We start from the raw sequence: 15,340 nt of genomic DNA on the forward strand, positions 1-15,340 counted from the left end.
TCAAACGAATCCTTTGGTGTGGCATTCTCCTGAAATTAGTGATTAAATCATTAAATAAAAATATGATATTATATAAAGAAATCGAAATTAATGTGAATAATAACACTTATGTGAAAACAAAAGGATTATATTCTTATATATCTAAAGAAATTAGAGTTACTATTGGTAATAATCTACCTGAAAACTATATAGGGGTTATTAAGTACATTATAGATTACATTGTAGATAGTAAACCAATCATTTCTGAAAACCAAAATATTGGCTATTATTCGTGGCTTTTACAATTTAGGTTGGATGAAGATAGTTGTTATGAAATATATGAAGCAAACTTAGACGGTAGTGGCTTTAATAAAGGTTGTGATACAGCAATTTCAGTTGTTAGGCAGCAAAGTGAAATGTGTTTACAACATGATCTTATTCCTCTATTTCCAAACTTCAATCAGTCAATTGTTATTTCAGATGGTGTCTATGAAGGAAAGGATGTTGAAGGAATAAGATATGATTCACCTCATGATGAGAGTGGATGGTACCTTATTACAGATGATTACGATGGCAATATTAAGTCATTAAAAATGGTACATTTTTATCATGTTGCCTTTGCCCGACCAGATATTTTACAATATCTGGCAATACCTTTCGGATACAGATTTATCATGAAAGACGGAAATGTTGAAATATATAGGGATGAGGAAAAGTAATGCTCAGGCATGTTTCAAAATATCTACTCATTATTAAAGGACATTGACAAAGAAAATTATAATATAATAATTGACTAATCCTTTTAATTAATACTCAAGATTAGTGATTAATAACGGTTTTCTTATTGGGAACCCTTCGATCGGCTCAGGGTGACAGGTCGCATACCAACTGAAATTTTTAAACGTTGTCAGGCTGAGCCTGTCGAAGCCGTTATTATTGACAGAGATAGGTTAATAATTTAAAAACAGGTATTTATTGGTTACCTGTTTTATTTTCGCCAACTTTCCTGTAAAATAAAAAAACCTTCAAAATGAAGGTTTTTATTATTTATAAGCTTCGATTTTATCGGTAAGCGTATTGATAAAGTTCTGTAAAGGCTTTTCTACCATCATTTTAATGAATGGATTGAATTTTCCTTCAAATAACATCTGAACTTCAGTCTGGTTTTCACTGATCGGGTTCAATGTAGCTGTTAATGAGAAGTCCAGACTTGAACTTGCAGATCTTAAAACAGCTTTCTGATCATCCACTTCATCTATTTTTAAAGCGATTTCAGGCATTCCCTGTAATCCAAATTTAAATCCGTTATCTCTTGTTTCAAATTTCTGAAGACCGTCCGGCATAAAATCTTTATAATTTTCAGGTGATTTCAGCAACTCTGTAAGTTCTTTAGATGATTTATTGACAATAATCTTTCGTCCTTCTAAATTCATTTTTTATTTTTGTATTTAAATTCTTAACTATTACAAATGTATAAAGTTTTTGTCAACGAAAAAAAATTATTACTATCTAAGCATCCAGAAGAACTTGAAAAAAAGCTTGTATACGAAAATTATACAACTTTAGAGATCGCCCTGGATCTTCTGGAGAATACTTCTGTGCAGGAACTTAATGTGTATGGAGAGAATTTGGAAGAAATCTGGCATGAATTTCAAAAGCTATTCAGAATTATAGAGGCTGCAGGTGGTCTCGTTAATAATCCTGAAGGTAAGATTCTTTTCATCAGAAGATTAGGCAAATGGGATCTTCCCAAAGGTAAAATGGAAAAAGGAGAATCCAGAGAAGAGTCTGCCGTACGGGAAATAGAGGAAGAAACAGGGTTGAGTGATGTTGAGCTTGTACAATTCATCAACACGACTTATCATATCTATGTAGAAAGAAACGGGGAGAAAATCTTAAAATGCACCCATTGGTTTGAAATGAACTTTGATGGAGAAGATACCTCCAAACCGCAGATAGAAGAAGGTATTACCGAAGTAGCATGGAAAACGACCTCAGAAATTGAAAATGAAGTGTTCCCGAGTACTTTTAAAAATATCAAACTGATCGTAAAAGAATTCTGGGAGCTGAAGAAATAAGTAAGAAGGCTGGAAGAGTGAAGCTGGAAGTTACGATCAAGCATCCTCATTTTCCGGTGATCATTTTACAATGAAAATTTATAAAATGGTACAAAAAAGAGAACACTCTTTGATTGCCTTCAGGAACTTCCCTCTCCCAGCCTCCGGCTTCCCTACTCTAAATAAAGTCGATCACTTTCTCCAGAGCAATTCCTCTGGAACCTTTCAATAATATATTGTCAGACTGAATGGTATTCTGCTTCAGATATTCTGTTAATTCGGCCGTATTTTCAAAAGCAAACTCTGAATCATTAACCGCTTTAAAATGTTTCCCGACAGTAATGATCTCATCGAAATGAAGGTCCTGAGCCAGTTTTAAGATGTTCTGATGCTCTTTCTCACTCTCATCCCCCAGTTCCAGCATATCTCCGATGATAATGGTTTTACTGCCTTCAAAACTGATAAAATTATTTAAAGAAGCGGTCATAGAGCTTGGATTGGCATTGTAAGTATCAAGCACCAAAGTCCTGCCCTCTTTTTTCACCACCTGAGATCTCATATTGGTGGGTGTATACAGCTCCAGAGCATGTTTTATTTTTTCAAAGCTGATTCCGAAATGAAGACCAAGACTGGCAGCAGCACAAAGATTGGTAAAGTTATACTCTCCTGTCAGTTTTGAAACGGCTTTTACGCCCTGATAAGTCAATCCTACAAAATGTTCAGCGGAAAAAGATTCAAAGTTGTAATCCGATGTTTCTTTCCCAAAAGTAATTTTAGGTGAATAGTTTTCAGTCTTTTCAGCCTGGATCGGATCGTTTTCATTCACAACAATCGTTCTGTTATTATTTTTAAGATAATCATAAAGCTCAGACTTTCCTTTAATTACTCCTTCAAAACCTCCGAATCCTTCCAGATGAGCTTTTCCAAAATTGGTAATATAACCGAAATCAGGTTGTGAAATGGTACACAGAAATTCAATTTCTTTCTGATGGTTAGCTCCCATTTCAATCACGGCCATTTCATGCTCCGGTTTAATGGAAAGGATTGTCAACGGAACTCCGATATGGTTGTTCAGATTTCCTGATGTATACTGAACATTAAATTTTTCTGAAAGAACAGCATGAATAAGCTCTTTTGTAGTCGTCTTTCCATTACTTCCCGTAAGCCCAATAAAAGGAATATGAAGCTGGCTTCTGTGGTAGATTGCCAATTGCTGTAAAAATTCCAGCGTAGACGGAACATAGAAAATATTTTTATCTCTGTTTTCAAATTCCGGAAGTTCAACAATCACTGCCAGGGCTCCGTCATCAATGGCTTTTTCTGCCAGCGTTGCTGCATTGAAATTCTCACCGGAAAAAGCAAAGAAAATATCATTCTCAGCTATTTTTCTGCTGTCGATGGTTACTTTTGCCGCCTGCAGAAATAAAGGATAAAACTGTTCTATATTCATGTGGAAATATATATATCTTTTTTTTTAAAATCGCATGCAATCGCTCAATCAATACGAATGTTTTTAGACTTTTTAGCCAACGCGATTTCATGGTTCAAAAATAAAAAAACCTTCCGAAAGTCCGGAAGGTTTTTTGTAAGTATTTTTTGATAAATATTATCTTCTAGTTCTACTCTTATCGCTGGCTTTAGCATCCTGTGCAACACGGAATCCTACCCAACCATAAGCTCTGTTTTGATTTTTATATCTTCTTTGTCCCGGATCCAGCCAGTATGCTGTATCCTGCCATGAACCTCCTTTTACTACTCTAACCTCGTTAGAGATTGCAGAAGTTCTATCTTTAGTATCTTTCTGTAGTTTCACTCTACCGCTTCCATCTACAACGAAGCTTGTTTTAGGAGCGTTGTACATATCGAATCCGGCAGCAGAATCAGAAGCTCTGTAATATTCTAAAGAAGACTGTCTGTCACCGTCTCTGTAGTTTCTGTAGTCAGCGATAGTTTGTCTTTCGAATTGTCCCGGAAGACCTTTGTAAACTAATCTTCCATCTGCTAACGTATCATACTTGATAGTACCTTCGTCGATCATTTTATAAGTTCCGTCACCGTTTCTTACGATCGCCTGAGGCATGTTTCCTCTGTAGTAGTTGAAATCGTTGTAATCTTCATCGATGATAGGTCTGTAAACGTCAGCCGTCCATTCAGAAACGTTTCCGTACATACCGTAGATTCCTAAATCGTTAGATGGATATTGTCTTACATCAGAAGTCTGAGCTGATCCGTCGTTTTTCCAACCTGCGATACCAGAATAATCACCTCTACCCATTTTGAAGTTTTCAAGGAACATTCCTCTGTCTCTTCCTTTGGAACCTCTTAATCTTTCAATTTGAGGTTTTTTACCAAGATATTGGTTATATTCTCTGTTTTTAGCCATACCCAGAGCTGCATATTCCCATTCTACTTCAGTAGGAAGTCTGAACTTCTGTACCATTGCAGAATTCGGAGCTCTGTTAGCGGCAAGCAATCTCTGGTTTGTCGTTTTCATACCAGTTTTCTGCTGCATTCTTTTCTCATTGATATATCCCTGCATTTCAGGATCATTCGATTTGAATTTATCCATGTTGAAAGCAGTTCCACCCTGGTTGTTGGATTCGTTGATATACAAATCTTTGGCAATAATACCAGCCTGCATCAAAGCTTTTTCATTGGCTCTGTCAGACAGCCATTCACAGTATCTGTTTGCCTGAGTCCAGGAAACTCCTACTACCGGATAGTAATCAAATTCCGGAGAACGCAGATAAGTTTCGTTATAATCGTTTCTTGCTAATTTGTTGTCCCATAATAAGGTATCCGGTAAAGCACCGTTATAGATCTCCTTAAAACTCGGGTCACTTGGTGGGAATACATACTTCAACCATGTAAGGTATTCGCGGTATTCGTAGTTAGTAATTTCAGTTTCTCCGATAAAGAATGAACTTACCTGCATTCTGCGAGGTGTGTTATTCCAATCGTGCATAACATCATCTTTCACTAATCCCATTGTAAAAGTTCCACCTTCTACATATACCATCCCAGGCCAACCCTTCTGCTTCTGTTGCTTTCCTGCAAAAAACCAACCCTGTTTTTCGTTTGGTTTCCAACCTGTTTTGCTGACAAATTTTTTGGTACCGCCACCTTTGCTGGTTCCTGATCCGCCACAGCTGGTTAATGCAAGTGTAGAACTTAATGCTATTAATGAAAACAACTTTAGTTTTTTCATAGTCGATATAAATATTTTCAAAGTACAAAGAAAAAATAAATTATTCAATAAATCAAGTAAACATTTGATTTTTTTGAAAAACGTTAACAAATTAATTTTATTGTATCACAATTTAATTCTAAAATTTTCATTTATTTTGTAATTTAGCAATTTCAATAGTAAACATGAAACGAAAAATTACGATTTTATCTTTAATCGCTTTTGCATCAACACTTTACGCTCAAAGAAACACCATAGAATGGAACGGTTCTAAAATCCAGGATTTTGGTGACACAAAATTAAATCTTCCTAATTTTAAAAATGAAGGTTTTTCTTACAGCCAAAATAATGTTTTTATCGTAAGCAAGCAAAAAATCGGAGAAAAGCAATTAAAAATCTCAGACCTTGTCTGGGAAAACGTTTCAAACCAGGATTTGTTTGAGCTGGATAAAGGCAGACTTCCGGACTATGATGTAGCAGATGTTTCCTATTATACTTTAGAGGGTGAAAGCTATGCCAGCATTAGTATTGCTTTATTTAAAAATGTAAAAGGCCGTGTTCAGAGATTATCTTCGTTTAATGTTTCGGAAGCTTCTTCTTTTATCAATACCACAGGAACTGTTAATAAAATAGGAACCACCGGAAATCCTTTATCAAGTGGAAATTTTTATAAAATAAAGGTAGACAAGTCCGGAGTGTTCAAAATCACTTCCCAGTTTTTAAAAGACAACGGAATCAATCCTGGTTCTGTAAATCCTAAGAATTTCAGAATTTATGGAAACGGAGGGGTCATGCTTCCCGAATACAACCAGGATCCAAGGTATGGTGCTTTACAGGAAAATGCCATTCAGGTGGTAGGTGAAGATGACGGGGTATGGAATGACAACGACTACGCTCTTTTCTATGCGCAAGGTCCAGACGGATACAACCTTTATGATACTTCCAACGGGAACGGTTTTAAAAGACACGATACCCGGTTCAGTGAAAGAAGCAATAATGTCAAAAACATCTATGAGGATTTCTCCTATTATTATATCAACTTTGATAAAGGTGCGGGAAAAAGGGTTGCGACTGTAGACGGAAACCTTCCTGCCCAGCTGATTACAAGGTATGACAGTTACCAGGTGATCAACAAAGATCAGAAAAACCTGTTAAAAGTAGGAAGAACATGGGTAGAAGATACTCCTTTTACCAATGAAAAAACAGTAACATTTACTACCAATTCCCCGATACAGGCGAATGATGTCATACGATACAGAACCCAGGTGGTAGCGTACAATTCCCAGCAGAATACGATAGATTTTAAAATCAACAATTTAAATCCGCACCCGCTGCAGGTAATTCCGACGGACACTTCTTCCTATCAGTATACCTTCTATCCGGTAACTTATACCGGAACATTAACCAATCTTACCGGAAATCAGTTTACACTGGTTTATAATCCGGATATCTCCAAGAATCCGAACGGAACTTTCTATTTTGATTATGTAGAGGTTCAGTATAAGGAAAACCTTGCATTCAATGGTTCACAAATGAACTTCAGGGATTATTCGATTGTCAGTGGAAGCAATACGGACTATGGTTTCAGTATCAGTAATGCTGCTGCTATAGAACAGGTATGGGATGTAACGGATATTACCAATGCTAACAGAAGAGTGAATAAGGCAGGAGCCGGTTCCTTCAACTTTGCATATACGGCTGCTGATCAGAATTTCAACAATGAGTTTGTAGCTTTCCGTGCTGATGCGGCTTTCAGTCCGCAGTTTGTGGGAAGAATCTCGAATCAGAATCTTTCCGCAATACAAAACGTAGATTATCTGATCCTTACCGTTCCTGAAATGATGGGCCAGGCTCAGAGAATTGCCAACTATCATCAAACCAAGAATAACTATAAGGTAGAAATTGTTGACATCAATAAAATCTACGAGGAATATGGCAGCGGAAGTAAAGATCTTACCGCGATAAGAGATTTCGTAAGCAAACTCAATACTCCTCTGGGAAGACTTCAATATGTATTTATCCTTGGGGATGCTTCTTACGATTATAAAAACAGGGTTCCGAATAATTCAAACGTTGTTGCCAGCTATCAGAGTGAGCAGTCTTCCGATTATGTATCCTCTTTTGTGACGGATGATTATATCGTAATGACCAAGCCGCAGAATACATTATTAATTGAAAACAACCTTCCGGATCTTCCGGTTGGCAGAATTCCGGCAGCCAATGCCAGTGAGGCCGGAGACATGATCAATAAAACACTGGCTTACTACAATTCCCTTCAGGGACAGTCGAGCCCGTTTGGAGACTGGCGTATGCGACTTGACTTTGTAGTGGATGATAACAACGAAGGGGGAAGTCCTTTCCACAATGTCATGAACAGCTCCCTTGCCGGCATATTTGAACAGCCGGGCCAGCAGGAACTTAAAGAGTATAATGTTAAAAAATTATACATGGATGCCTTTACCGCCCAGAGCACTTCAGGAGGGCGAAGATATCCGCAGGTAAACCAGGCCATTTCCAATGCTATCGGAAACAGCTTATACCTGTTTTATTTCGGACACGGAGGAATCAACGGCTGGGCGCAGGAAAGAGTATTTACCAGCACAGAAGTTCAGAATGCCAACAATTTCTCTAATGTATACAGCAGATTCCCGTTTGTATCTACCATTACCTGTGAGTTTACATTATGGGACGAACCTTCAACCAACTCTGTAGGAGAACAGTTTATTAAGATGAAGCAGGGAGGTGTTTCCACCATGATTACTTCCAGCCGTGCTATCGGGGTTGATTATGGACGTGATTTTACCAATACCTTTACCCAGAATATTTTTAAGTTAACCAATGACGACTTTAATACGCTGGGAAATGCACACTTAATTGCTAAAAAACAAAAAGGACCAAACAGTAACCACTTAAAAGTAAACTTACTGGGTGATCCTGCCATGAAATTAAGCAGACCACAGAGACTCCTGGTTATTGATAATATTGAAACTCCTGTTCCGGGACTGATCAGAGGGCTGGATTTTGTAAAAATCAAAGGACATATCAATAATCCGAACGGAACACTGAACAATACTTTCAACGGAAAGGTCAGCATCAATATTTTTGATAAGAGATTAAATAAAAAAACATTAAATAACAGTGGCGTTTTATCTCCGGTGTTAGAGTATACCGAGGAAGGAAGTGCTATTGTAAAATCTGCAGGAACTGCTGTAAATGGGGTTTTCACTGCTGAATTCTATGTACCAAAAGACATTAACTATGCTGTAGGTCAGGGAAGAATACTAGCCTATGCAGATAATAAATCAACGGATGTTTTCAACAATCAGGCTGTACAGGTAGGCGATATTAATCCAAACGGAATCAATGATAATCAGCCTCCAAAAGTAAAACTGTATATGAACAACACCAACTTTGCAGATGGTGGAATTACCAATCAGAACCCAATGCTTCTTGCCTGCCTTACCGATGATACAGGAATTAATTCAACAGGATCCGGTGTAGGGCATGATATTACAGTTTATCTTGACGGGCAGATTATCAATACTGTTGTTTTAAATGATTTTTATGCTCCGGGAGAAGGAAATGGATGTTTAAATCCTAGTCTTGCCGAATACCAGAAAGGAAATGTAACCTACCCTTTCAGAAATCTTGCAATAGGACAGCATCAATTAACATTTAAAGTTTGGGATATAAACAATAATTCTACAACTGCTACGTTAAATTTTGAAGTTAAAGATGAATCTGACCAGCATCTGACCATAAACCGTCCGCTGAACTGGCCCAATCCATTTACCAATAAAACCTATATTCAGTTTGAACACAACTGTGATGATATTCTGGATGTAAACGTACAAATTTATACAATAACTGGAAGATTGGTAAGAACTTTATCGCAGCCGGTGGTTGCAGAACCGTTCCTACAGGGCTTCAGAACCCCTCGTCAGGCGATAGAATGGGACGGAAGAGATGATTTTGGAGCTACTGTAGCAAAAGGTACGTATATTTTTAAGATATTTGCAAAAAGTCAAAATCAAGAAAAATGCAAAGGAAGTGCTACAGCTGTAGAAAAAATGGTACTTTTGAAATAATAAAACAGAACAATAGACAATAATATTAATAAAAAACTGATAATATATAAAAGACAACATATGAATTTAACTACTAAACTGCTATTAGGATTTGGTTTGAGTGCTGGTTTTTTAGGCTATTCGCAAGATTTAGGTAAAGTAAACCCAGTTCTTACCGGAGCTCCTTTCTTAAGAATTGCACCTGATGCAAGATCGGGAGGTATGGGAGATCAAGGGGTGGTAACCTCTCCGGATGCATTTTCACAATTCTGGAATGCGGCTAAATACCCTTTCAGCAGGACAAGTTCTTCCGTAGGTCTTAACTATACGCCTTACATGGGAAAACTTACCAATGATGTATTCTTATTATATGCCTCGTTCCATAAGTTTTTGGGGCAGGAAGAAAGATCTACAATTTCCGCGAGTATCTATTATTTCAATATGGGACAGGTAGACCTGACTCAACTGGTGGGTACGGAAATCGCTTCTATGGGTACATCAAAACCAAACGAATTCTCCATTGACGTTGCCTACGCTTTGAAACTTTCTGATTCATTCTCCGGAGCTGTTACCGGTAGATTTATCCGTTCAGACTTAGCTGGAGGATTCAACACAGATACAACACTTAAGGCTGCGAACAGTTTTGCAGTAGACGTTTCAGGATACTATACCTCTCCAAGATTCTCCAGTATTGGCGGATATGATGGTAAAATCAATGCAGGTTTGGCCATTCAGAACTTAGGTCCGAAACTGGATTATACAGGGAATGAAGAATCAAGATCTTATCTTCCTACCATGGCAAGATTAGGGGTTGGATATGACATGTACCTGGATGATATGAACAGAGTAGGAATTTCTGTGGAAGGTTCAAAACTATTGGTTCCTGGATCTGAGTATGCCGGAATTGACCCGAATACAAGACAGCCTATTTATCAGATTCCTAATGTAGGGCCAATGGCTGGTATCGGAAAATCTTTCAAAAATAAAAACAGTATCATGTACAGTGGTGCTTTGGAATATTCCTATGACAATGCATTTTCTGTAAGAGGAGGTTACTTCCATGAAAGTGAAGAGCAGGGAGCAAGACAGTTTGCTACTGCAGGGGTTGGGCTAAGATACCGTTCTTTCGGACTTGACCTTTCTTACCTGATCAATATGTCTAAAATCAACAGTGCTTTGGATAACACGCTTCGTTTCGGTCTTACCTGGAACATCGGAGAAGAAACATCCAACAACGATCGTTAATAAAAGCAACAGCTCTATAAAAAAGCCTCATACATTTTTGTATTGAGGCTTTTTTTATGTCAATCGTCAATGGTGAATTCGCTTCGCTTGTCAATTTTTTACATCACCATTCACTTTGGATTCGTGAATAGTCAATCGTCAATCTGCTTCGCTTGTCAATTTTTTTTCATCAACCATTCACCATTCAATTTGCGAAGCAAAAATTCACTATTGACCTTTAAATAATGTAATCGTATAGTCAAGGAGCTTTCCGTCGCCATATTCGCCATGTCCGGGAACTACAATTTTCACATCCCGATATTCTTTTTTTACCTTTTCAACGGTATTGGACCAGGCAGAAACGTTGGCATCCCCCAAATATCCTTTACCTGCCTCCAGCTCTTTTAACAAACAGCCTCCAAATAAAATATTTTCGCTTGGAAAATAACCTACAGCATTGTCTTTTGTATGCCCTTCACCGAAAAATTTTGCAATGACATCTTTATCCCCGACTTTTAAAATAACAGAGTCATTAAAACTGTTTTCAGGAATAACAAAATTATTTTCTCTGGCCAGCTCAATTGTTTTCACGTAGGAATAGGATGGAATATTGTGCTTATGAAAAGTCATCAATCCTCCCAAGCTGTCATCATGAAAATGGGTTGGAATAATGGCCTTAATTTTCGAATCAAGCTTTTCATTAATCCATTGTATCAGTTCTTCTGAACTTTTATCATTGGTAGGTGTATCAAAAACAACGGTTTCGTGATGATCTTTTACAATCAATCCATTACAAGGTACATTCCCGAAATCATTGGTCTGTTTAAAGGAGGTATGAATAAAAGAATTTTCTGAAATCTGAGTAATGATCAAGGTTTTTGATTCATATATTTTCTTTGCTTTATAGCTGTTTTTGCTCTGTGCACTGCAGCTTAACATGATCATAGAAAACAAAATGCCCACTATATTTTTACTGATGAATTTCATAAAATAATTATTTATAACTGATGTAAGCTAAGGTAAGGATTCGTGGAACAGGATTTGTTAGCTGTTGTGTTAAAAAATGACGAATTGTGATAGGCGAATCATTCATATGTTTCATCTGTCAATTTATTTTAAATAATACTCCAGCTCAATTAAAAAAAATATAATATTTAAGTTAATAAAAGTCTCTTATTTATGGCAGTTTTCTTAAATTCAATAGCTATTTTTGTAATATGAACTATTCGGCGGAACTAAAAAAATTTGTAACCAGTCAGTATGTATATTCTGCGATCAGAATTACATTAGCTACTGTTCTGCCTTGTTTAGTCCTCGCCCACTTCGGGATTTTAAAAGAATACTTTCTATTCCCTCTCGGAACCAGCTTTGTAGCCCTTACCGACCAGCCCGGTCCTTTTATCCGAAGAAGAAATGCTCTTACTTTCGCCATATGCTGCTTTGTGTTTGTAGCGCTTATCGCAAGTCTGGTGATGAATATTAAAGTACTGGTCATTCTGGAAGTCATTGTCTTCGGGATGTTTTTCTCCCTGATCGGCGTGTATGGCCAGAGATTAGCTGCTGTAGGCTCATTATCCCTTGTGGTACTCGCCATCTTTATTGACGGGCATCTTACGGGAAGCAATATTTTCAAAAGTCTGCTGATATTTGCTTCCGGCTGTATATGGTTTCTGCTTATATTCCTTATTGTAACCACCATCCGTCCTTATAAGCTGGCAAGCCAGATGATTGGTGAAAATTATCTTCAGCTGGCTGAGTTTTTAAAGATCAAAGCCAATTATTATCAGAAAAATCCGGATTTCAATAAGCTGACCACTCAGGTTATTGCCAAGCAGATTGAAATAAAAAACCTTCAGGAAGATACCAGAGAAACAGTTTTCAAAACCAGAACCATCGTCAATGAATCTACGACCACCAGCCGTTTATTAATGCTGATGTTCCTTAATTCGATGGACCTTCATGAAAAACTGATGACCTCGGAAAGTGACTATCAAAAATTACAGCAAAGTTTTGAAGACAGTATGATCCTGGTGAATATCCATGATTATCTGAACCTTCTGGCGGAAGAGATCACCAATATCGGAATCGCCCTGCAAAGTGGTACCAGAGCCAGGTCGATGTTTAATCTGGAAGAGGAATTAAAAAACTTAAATTATAATTATTTCGAACTCAGAAATAAACAGCTTTCTCCCGACAATCTGGAAAATTTCATGATCCTGCGCCAGATCCTGATGCGTATCTATGAAATCACGAAAGAAATCAACGAGATCTATAAAGTATTTTCACAGGATATCAAACTGGCGAAAAGTTTATCTACAGGGTTGGATCTTAAGAAATTCATGCCCAATGAACCTAAACTGAATGCTAAGGTTCTGAGAAATAATATTTCATTATCATCTTCCCATTTCCGTCATGCCATAAGAATTACAACGGCTTTACTGCTGGGATACGTTTTTTCTATGTTTGATTTTCTGGGACTGGGACACACGTATTGGATCTTAATTACCATTACAGCCATCTTAAAACCGGCCTACTCTATTACAAAGCAGAGAAACCTGCTGCGTCTCTATGGAACCATTGCCGGAGCAAGTATTGCGTATGCCATTCTGTATTTTGTCCATATTAACGGCGTTTTATTTGCGATCCTTCTGATCAGCATGATTATGTGTTTCAGCTTTTTGAAAGGAAGATATTTCTGGGCGGTATTATTCATGACAATATATGTATTCCTCAGCTTTAATTTCTTAAACCCGGGGAAAGTCAATGTTATTTTTAAAGACAGAATCCTGGATACTGCTATTGCCGGGATCATTGCCTTTGCCGTGTCATATATTGTACTGCCGGTTTGGGAACATACGCAAAACCTGGATCTGATGAAGAAATCTGCCGCGGACAACCTTATCTACTTCCAGAGTGTGATTTCCAAATTCTTACAGGGAAATTTTGATCTCGAAGATTATAAGGTAAAGCGAAAAAATGCCATCATTTCTTTGGCTAACCTTTCCGATAATTTTCAGAGAATGATTTCTGATCCTAAAAATCAGCAGAAAAAACTGGAAGTGGTTCACCAGTTTGTGGCAACATCCCACCTGATTACTGCCTATACGGCTTCCCTATCCCAATATGCAAAAAGTAATGAGCAATATCCTGAAATAGATGCTGAAAGCTGGAGCAGAAAGATTGAGGCCGAAATGCAGCAAACCTCTACCCTTCTCAACGGAAATGATATTAATGAAACCCTGAAAATGGAAAGCCGCCTTGAGCCGGAAGATTCCTCCATTGAAGACATGCTCCTGAAAAGAAAAACAGAGATTGAAGAAAATGAAATTATTGACCGGAGAGATCCTGATAAAATTTCACATTTAACCGAGCTTAAAAATATCCACGATATTCTGGAGCTGATCTATGATGTCGCAAAAGAGCAGAGAAAAGTGATCGAAAAATATAAAAACGAAACTGAGCCTACTCCTCCACAATCGTAAAGCAGTAATCGTCAAAGAATTCTACCCTGGCTTTGAATTCATCTGAAAACTGATCGTCATACACACGGCAGCTTATTTTATGAAGGTGCTTCAGCTCAAAAGGTTTTACTTCATAGTTTTTCTTTAAAGACCAGTATTTTGAGTGATGAATTTTGTACATACTCTCTTTTACACTCCATATAATGGTATAGAAAGTATCTGCTTTGTCTTCCGGAATAAATCCACGCTCATTTTCATAGGTAAATTTATCAATCACCCTTAAAATCTTAGGATTGAATTTTTCAATATCAATTCCTATTTTATTTTTAGAAACAGCAATCGCCGCAAAAGGAAAAGAGTGCGTAATAGATATTTCCGCATCGTAGGGAGAAAGAAAAGGCTCTCTTTCTTTGTATAAAATTTTAGAATTGGGTTTTAATCCTTTCAGAAGCTTGCGCACCATCAGAACTTCCAGTAATTTTTTAGGATGATAATCTTTTACTTTTTCCGCATTTTCAGGTTCAAGAAGTTCATTGATATCAAGTTCTTCACTTTCATCATACTTCCAAACCAGAATGGTGGCATTGTCATCTGAAAAATCTCTGTAGAGGGGCATTCTTTTTTTATTGGACAAAAATAGTGAAAAGATGCGGAAGTTGAAAGGAATGGAAGATGGTGCTGGAAGATGGAAGTTACTATTCGTGGTAAAAAGAATTTTCAGACCCAAGAATCCGTTGAGGAAAAAACAGACTCTTTGTTTCCTTAATCTTTATAACTTCCAGCTTCCTTCTCCCAGCTTCCAGCTAATTATTTAGACTGATGATTCGCATCATTTCTGTGCTCTACAATTTCAAGTTTCGAATTTACAAAATATGCACTTCCGAAACCATTTACATAAGATCCTTTTAGAGGCTGCAATGCAATTAAAATAAAATCTCCCATTTCGGAAATTACCTCTACTACTTTGCCGTGAGTTTCTCTAAGTTTCCCAACAACAGTATTCCATACTTCAGAATCTCTTTCAATCTGAGAAGTGGCGGCTTCAAGGGTTAAACGTTCGCGCGCATAGATCTGCTTGGTTGCCGATTCGTCTTCAATAAACATAATGGATGTTTTTCTTCCGTCAGCAAGGTTTTTAGTATGTTTTGCCATGAAAGATACCAGAATATAGAACGTCTGATCTACCTGTACAAAAGGTGCATAGCTTGAATTTGGATTTCCTTCGGCATCAACAGTAGCAAGAATTACACTTTTTGAAGCATTGATCAGTTCCTGTACTTTGGGAGCAACAGGTTTGATTTTCTTTTCTGTATGGGTTTGGTTCATAATATATTTGTTTATCAGATAAAATTAGTTATTTATATT

Annotated in this window: 12 protein-coding genes; 6 read left to right on the plus strand and 6 right to left on the minus strand. The window is 37.3% G+C overall.

Annotated elements, in window-relative coordinates; translation table 11 throughout:
- The first annotated feature begins 62 nt into the window (after nt 1–62).
- A complete protein-coding gene (locus V0410_RS09000; RefSeq protein WP_330747206.1) occupies nt 63–698 on the plus strand; it encodes an immunity protein Imm33 domain-containing protein in 636 nt (211 codons plus the stop codon).
- Nucleotides 699–1,022: 324 nt separating this feature from the next.
- Here V0410_RS09000 and V0410_RS09005 read toward each other — a convergent pair whose 3' ends face one another.
- On the minus strand, nt 1,023–1,412 hold the full coding sequence (locus V0410_RS09005) for a hypothetical protein (RefSeq protein ID WP_034699917.1): 390 nt from the start codon (nt 1,410–1,412) through the stop codon (nt 1,023–1,025).
- A 36-nt stretch (nt 1,413–1,448) separates the two neighbouring features.
- Between V0410_RS09005 and V0410_RS09010 the strand changes: the two genes are divergently transcribed.
- Nucleotides 1,449–2,057, plus strand: a complete 609-nt coding sequence (locus V0410_RS09010) for an NUDIX hydrolase (RefSeq protein ID WP_330747207.1) — start codon at nt 1,449–1,451, stop codon at nt 2,055–2,057.
- A 157-nt stretch (nt 2,058–2,214) separates the two neighbouring features.
- Here V0410_RS09010 and V0410_RS09015 read toward each other — a convergent pair whose 3' ends face one another.
- Nucleotides 2,215–3,486 (minus strand): UDP-N-acetylmuramoyl-tripeptide--D-alanyl-D-alanine ligase, encoded by a 1,272-nt coding sequence (locus tag V0410_RS09015; protein WP_330747208.1) that lies wholly within the window; start codon nt 3,484–3,486, stop codon nt 2,215–2,217.
- A 156-nt stretch (nt 3,487–3,642) separates the two neighbouring features.
- Nucleotides 3,643–5,244 carry a gliding motility lipoprotein GldJ gene (gene gldJ / locus V0410_RS09020; RefSeq protein ID WP_330747209.1) on the minus strand — a complete coding sequence of 534 codons (1,602 nt, stop codon included), beginning with the start codon at nt 5,242–5,244 and terminating at the stop codon, nt 3,643–3,645.
- A 164-nt stretch (nt 5,245–5,408) separates the two neighbouring features.
- On the opposite strand from gldJ, the gene porU reads away from it, so the two are divergent.
- Together porU and porV are read left to right on the plus strand one after the other, a co-directional pair.
- Nucleotides 5,409–9,311 carry a type IX secretion system sortase PorU gene (porU, locus tag V0410_RS09025; RefSeq protein WP_330747210.1) on the plus strand — a complete coding sequence of 1,301 codons (3,903 nt, stop codon included), beginning with the start codon at nt 5,409–5,411 and terminating at the stop codon, nt 9,309–9,311.
- Nucleotides 9,312–9,371: 60 nt separating this feature from the next.
- Nucleotides 9,372–10,535, plus strand: a complete 1,164-nt coding sequence (gene porV, locus V0410_RS09030) for a type IX secretion system outer membrane channel protein PorV (protein ID WP_062674515.1) — start codon at nt 9,372–9,374, stop codon at nt 10,533–10,535.
- A 207-nt stretch (nt 10,536–10,742) separates the two neighbouring features.
- Here the strand turns inward: porV and blaCHM are convergent, their stop codons facing one another.
- A complete protein-coding gene (blaCHM, locus tag V0410_RS09035) occupies nt 10,743–11,501 on the minus strand; it encodes a CHM family subclass B1 metallo-beta-lactamase (protein WP_330747211.1) in 759 nt (252 codons plus the stop codon).
- A 230-nt stretch (nt 11,502–11,731) separates the two neighbouring features.
- On the opposite strand from blaCHM, the gene V0410_RS09040 reads away from it, so the two are divergent.
- Nucleotides 11,732–13,996 (plus strand): FUSC family protein, encoded by a 2,265-nt coding sequence (locus V0410_RS09040; RefSeq protein WP_330747213.1) that lies wholly within the window; start codon nt 11,732–11,734, stop codon nt 13,994–13,996.
- Here V0410_RS09040 and V0410_RS09045 read toward each other — a convergent pair.
- Nucleotides 13,977–14,591: a 4'-phosphopantetheinyl transferase family protein gene (locus V0410_RS09045; RefSeq protein ID WP_110011775.1), complete on the minus strand. Its 615-nt coding sequence runs from the start codon at nt 14,589–14,591 to the stop codon at nt 13,977–13,979. The two genes, V0410_RS09040 and V0410_RS09045, sit on opposite strands and share 20 nt — an antisense overlap.
- Nucleotides 14,592–14,622: 31 nt before the next feature.
- Here V0410_RS09045 and V0410_RS09050 point away from each other — a divergent pair, with 31 nt between their 5' ends.
- On the plus strand, nt 14,623–14,790 hold the full coding sequence (locus tag V0410_RS09050; protein WP_330747214.1) for a hypothetical protein: 168 nt from the start codon (nt 14,623–14,625) through the stop codon (nt 14,788–14,790).
- On the opposite strand, the gene V0410_RS09055 is transcribed toward V0410_RS09050, so the two are convergent.
- The gene (locus V0410_RS09055) at nt 14,783–15,301 is read right to left on the minus strand and encodes a pyridoxamine 5'-phosphate oxidase family protein (RefSeq protein ID WP_330747215.1); all 519 of its coding nucleotides are present in this window, start codon (nt 15,299–15,301) and stop codon (nt 14,783–14,785) included. The genes V0410_RS09050 and V0410_RS09055 overlap by 8 nt on opposite strands.
- Nucleotides 15,302–15,340: the final 39 nt, after the last annotated feature.

It is taken from the genome of Chryseobacterium sp. CP-77 (assembly GCF_036362765.1).
Lineage (GTDB): Bacteria > Bacteroidota > Bacteroidia > Flavobacteriales > Weeksellaceae > Chryseobacterium > Chryseobacterium cupriresistens.

What these genes read in the sequence shown, in the direction of transcription:
- V0410_RS09000 (WP_330747206.1), top strand. Translation starts at nt 63, where the DNA reads ATGATATTATATAAAGAAATCGAAATTAATGTGAATAATAACACTTAT.
- V0410_RS09005 (WP_034699917.1), bottom strand. Translation starts at nt 1,412, where the DNA reads ATGAATTTAGAAGGACGAAAGATTATTGTCAATAAATCATCTAAAGAA.
- V0410_RS09010 (WP_330747207.1), top strand. Translation starts at nt 1,449, where the DNA reads ATGTATAAAGTTTTTGTCAACGAAAAAAAATTATTACTATCTAAGCAT.
- V0410_RS09015 (WP_330747208.1), bottom strand. Translation starts at nt 3,486, where the DNA reads ATGAATATAGAACAGTTTTATCCTTTATTTCTGCAGGCGGCAAAAGTA.
- gldJ (WP_330747209.1), bottom strand. Translation starts at nt 5,244, where the DNA reads ATGAAAAAACTAAAGTTGTTTTCATTAATAGCATTAAGTTCTACACTT.
- porU (WP_330747210.1), top strand. Translation starts at nt 5,409, where the DNA reads ATGAAACGAAAAATTACGATTTTATCTTTAATCGCTTTTGCATCAACA.
- porV (WP_062674515.1), top strand. Translation starts at nt 9,372, where the DNA reads ATGAATTTAACTACTAAACTGCTATTAGGATTTGGTTTGAGTGCTGGT.
- blaCHM (WP_330747211.1), bottom strand. Translation starts at nt 11,501, where the DNA reads ATGAAATTCATCAGTAAAAATATAGTGGGCATTTTGTTTTCTATGATC.
- V0410_RS09040 (WP_330747213.1), top strand. Translation starts at nt 11,732, where the DNA reads ATGAACTATTCGGCGGAACTAAAAAAATTTGTAACCAGTCAGTATGTA.
- V0410_RS09045 (WP_110011775.1), bottom strand. Translation starts at nt 14,591, where the DNA reads ATGCCCCTCTACAGAGATTTTTCAGATGACAATGCCACCATTCTGGTT.
- V0410_RS09050 (WP_330747214.1), top strand. Translation starts at nt 14,623, where the DNA reads ATGCGGAAGTTGAAAGGAATGGAAGATGGTGCTGGAAGATGGAAGTTA.
- V0410_RS09055 (WP_330747215.1), bottom strand. Translation starts at nt 15,301, where the DNA reads ATGAACCAAACCCATACAGAAAAGAAAATCAAACCTGTTGCTCCCAAA.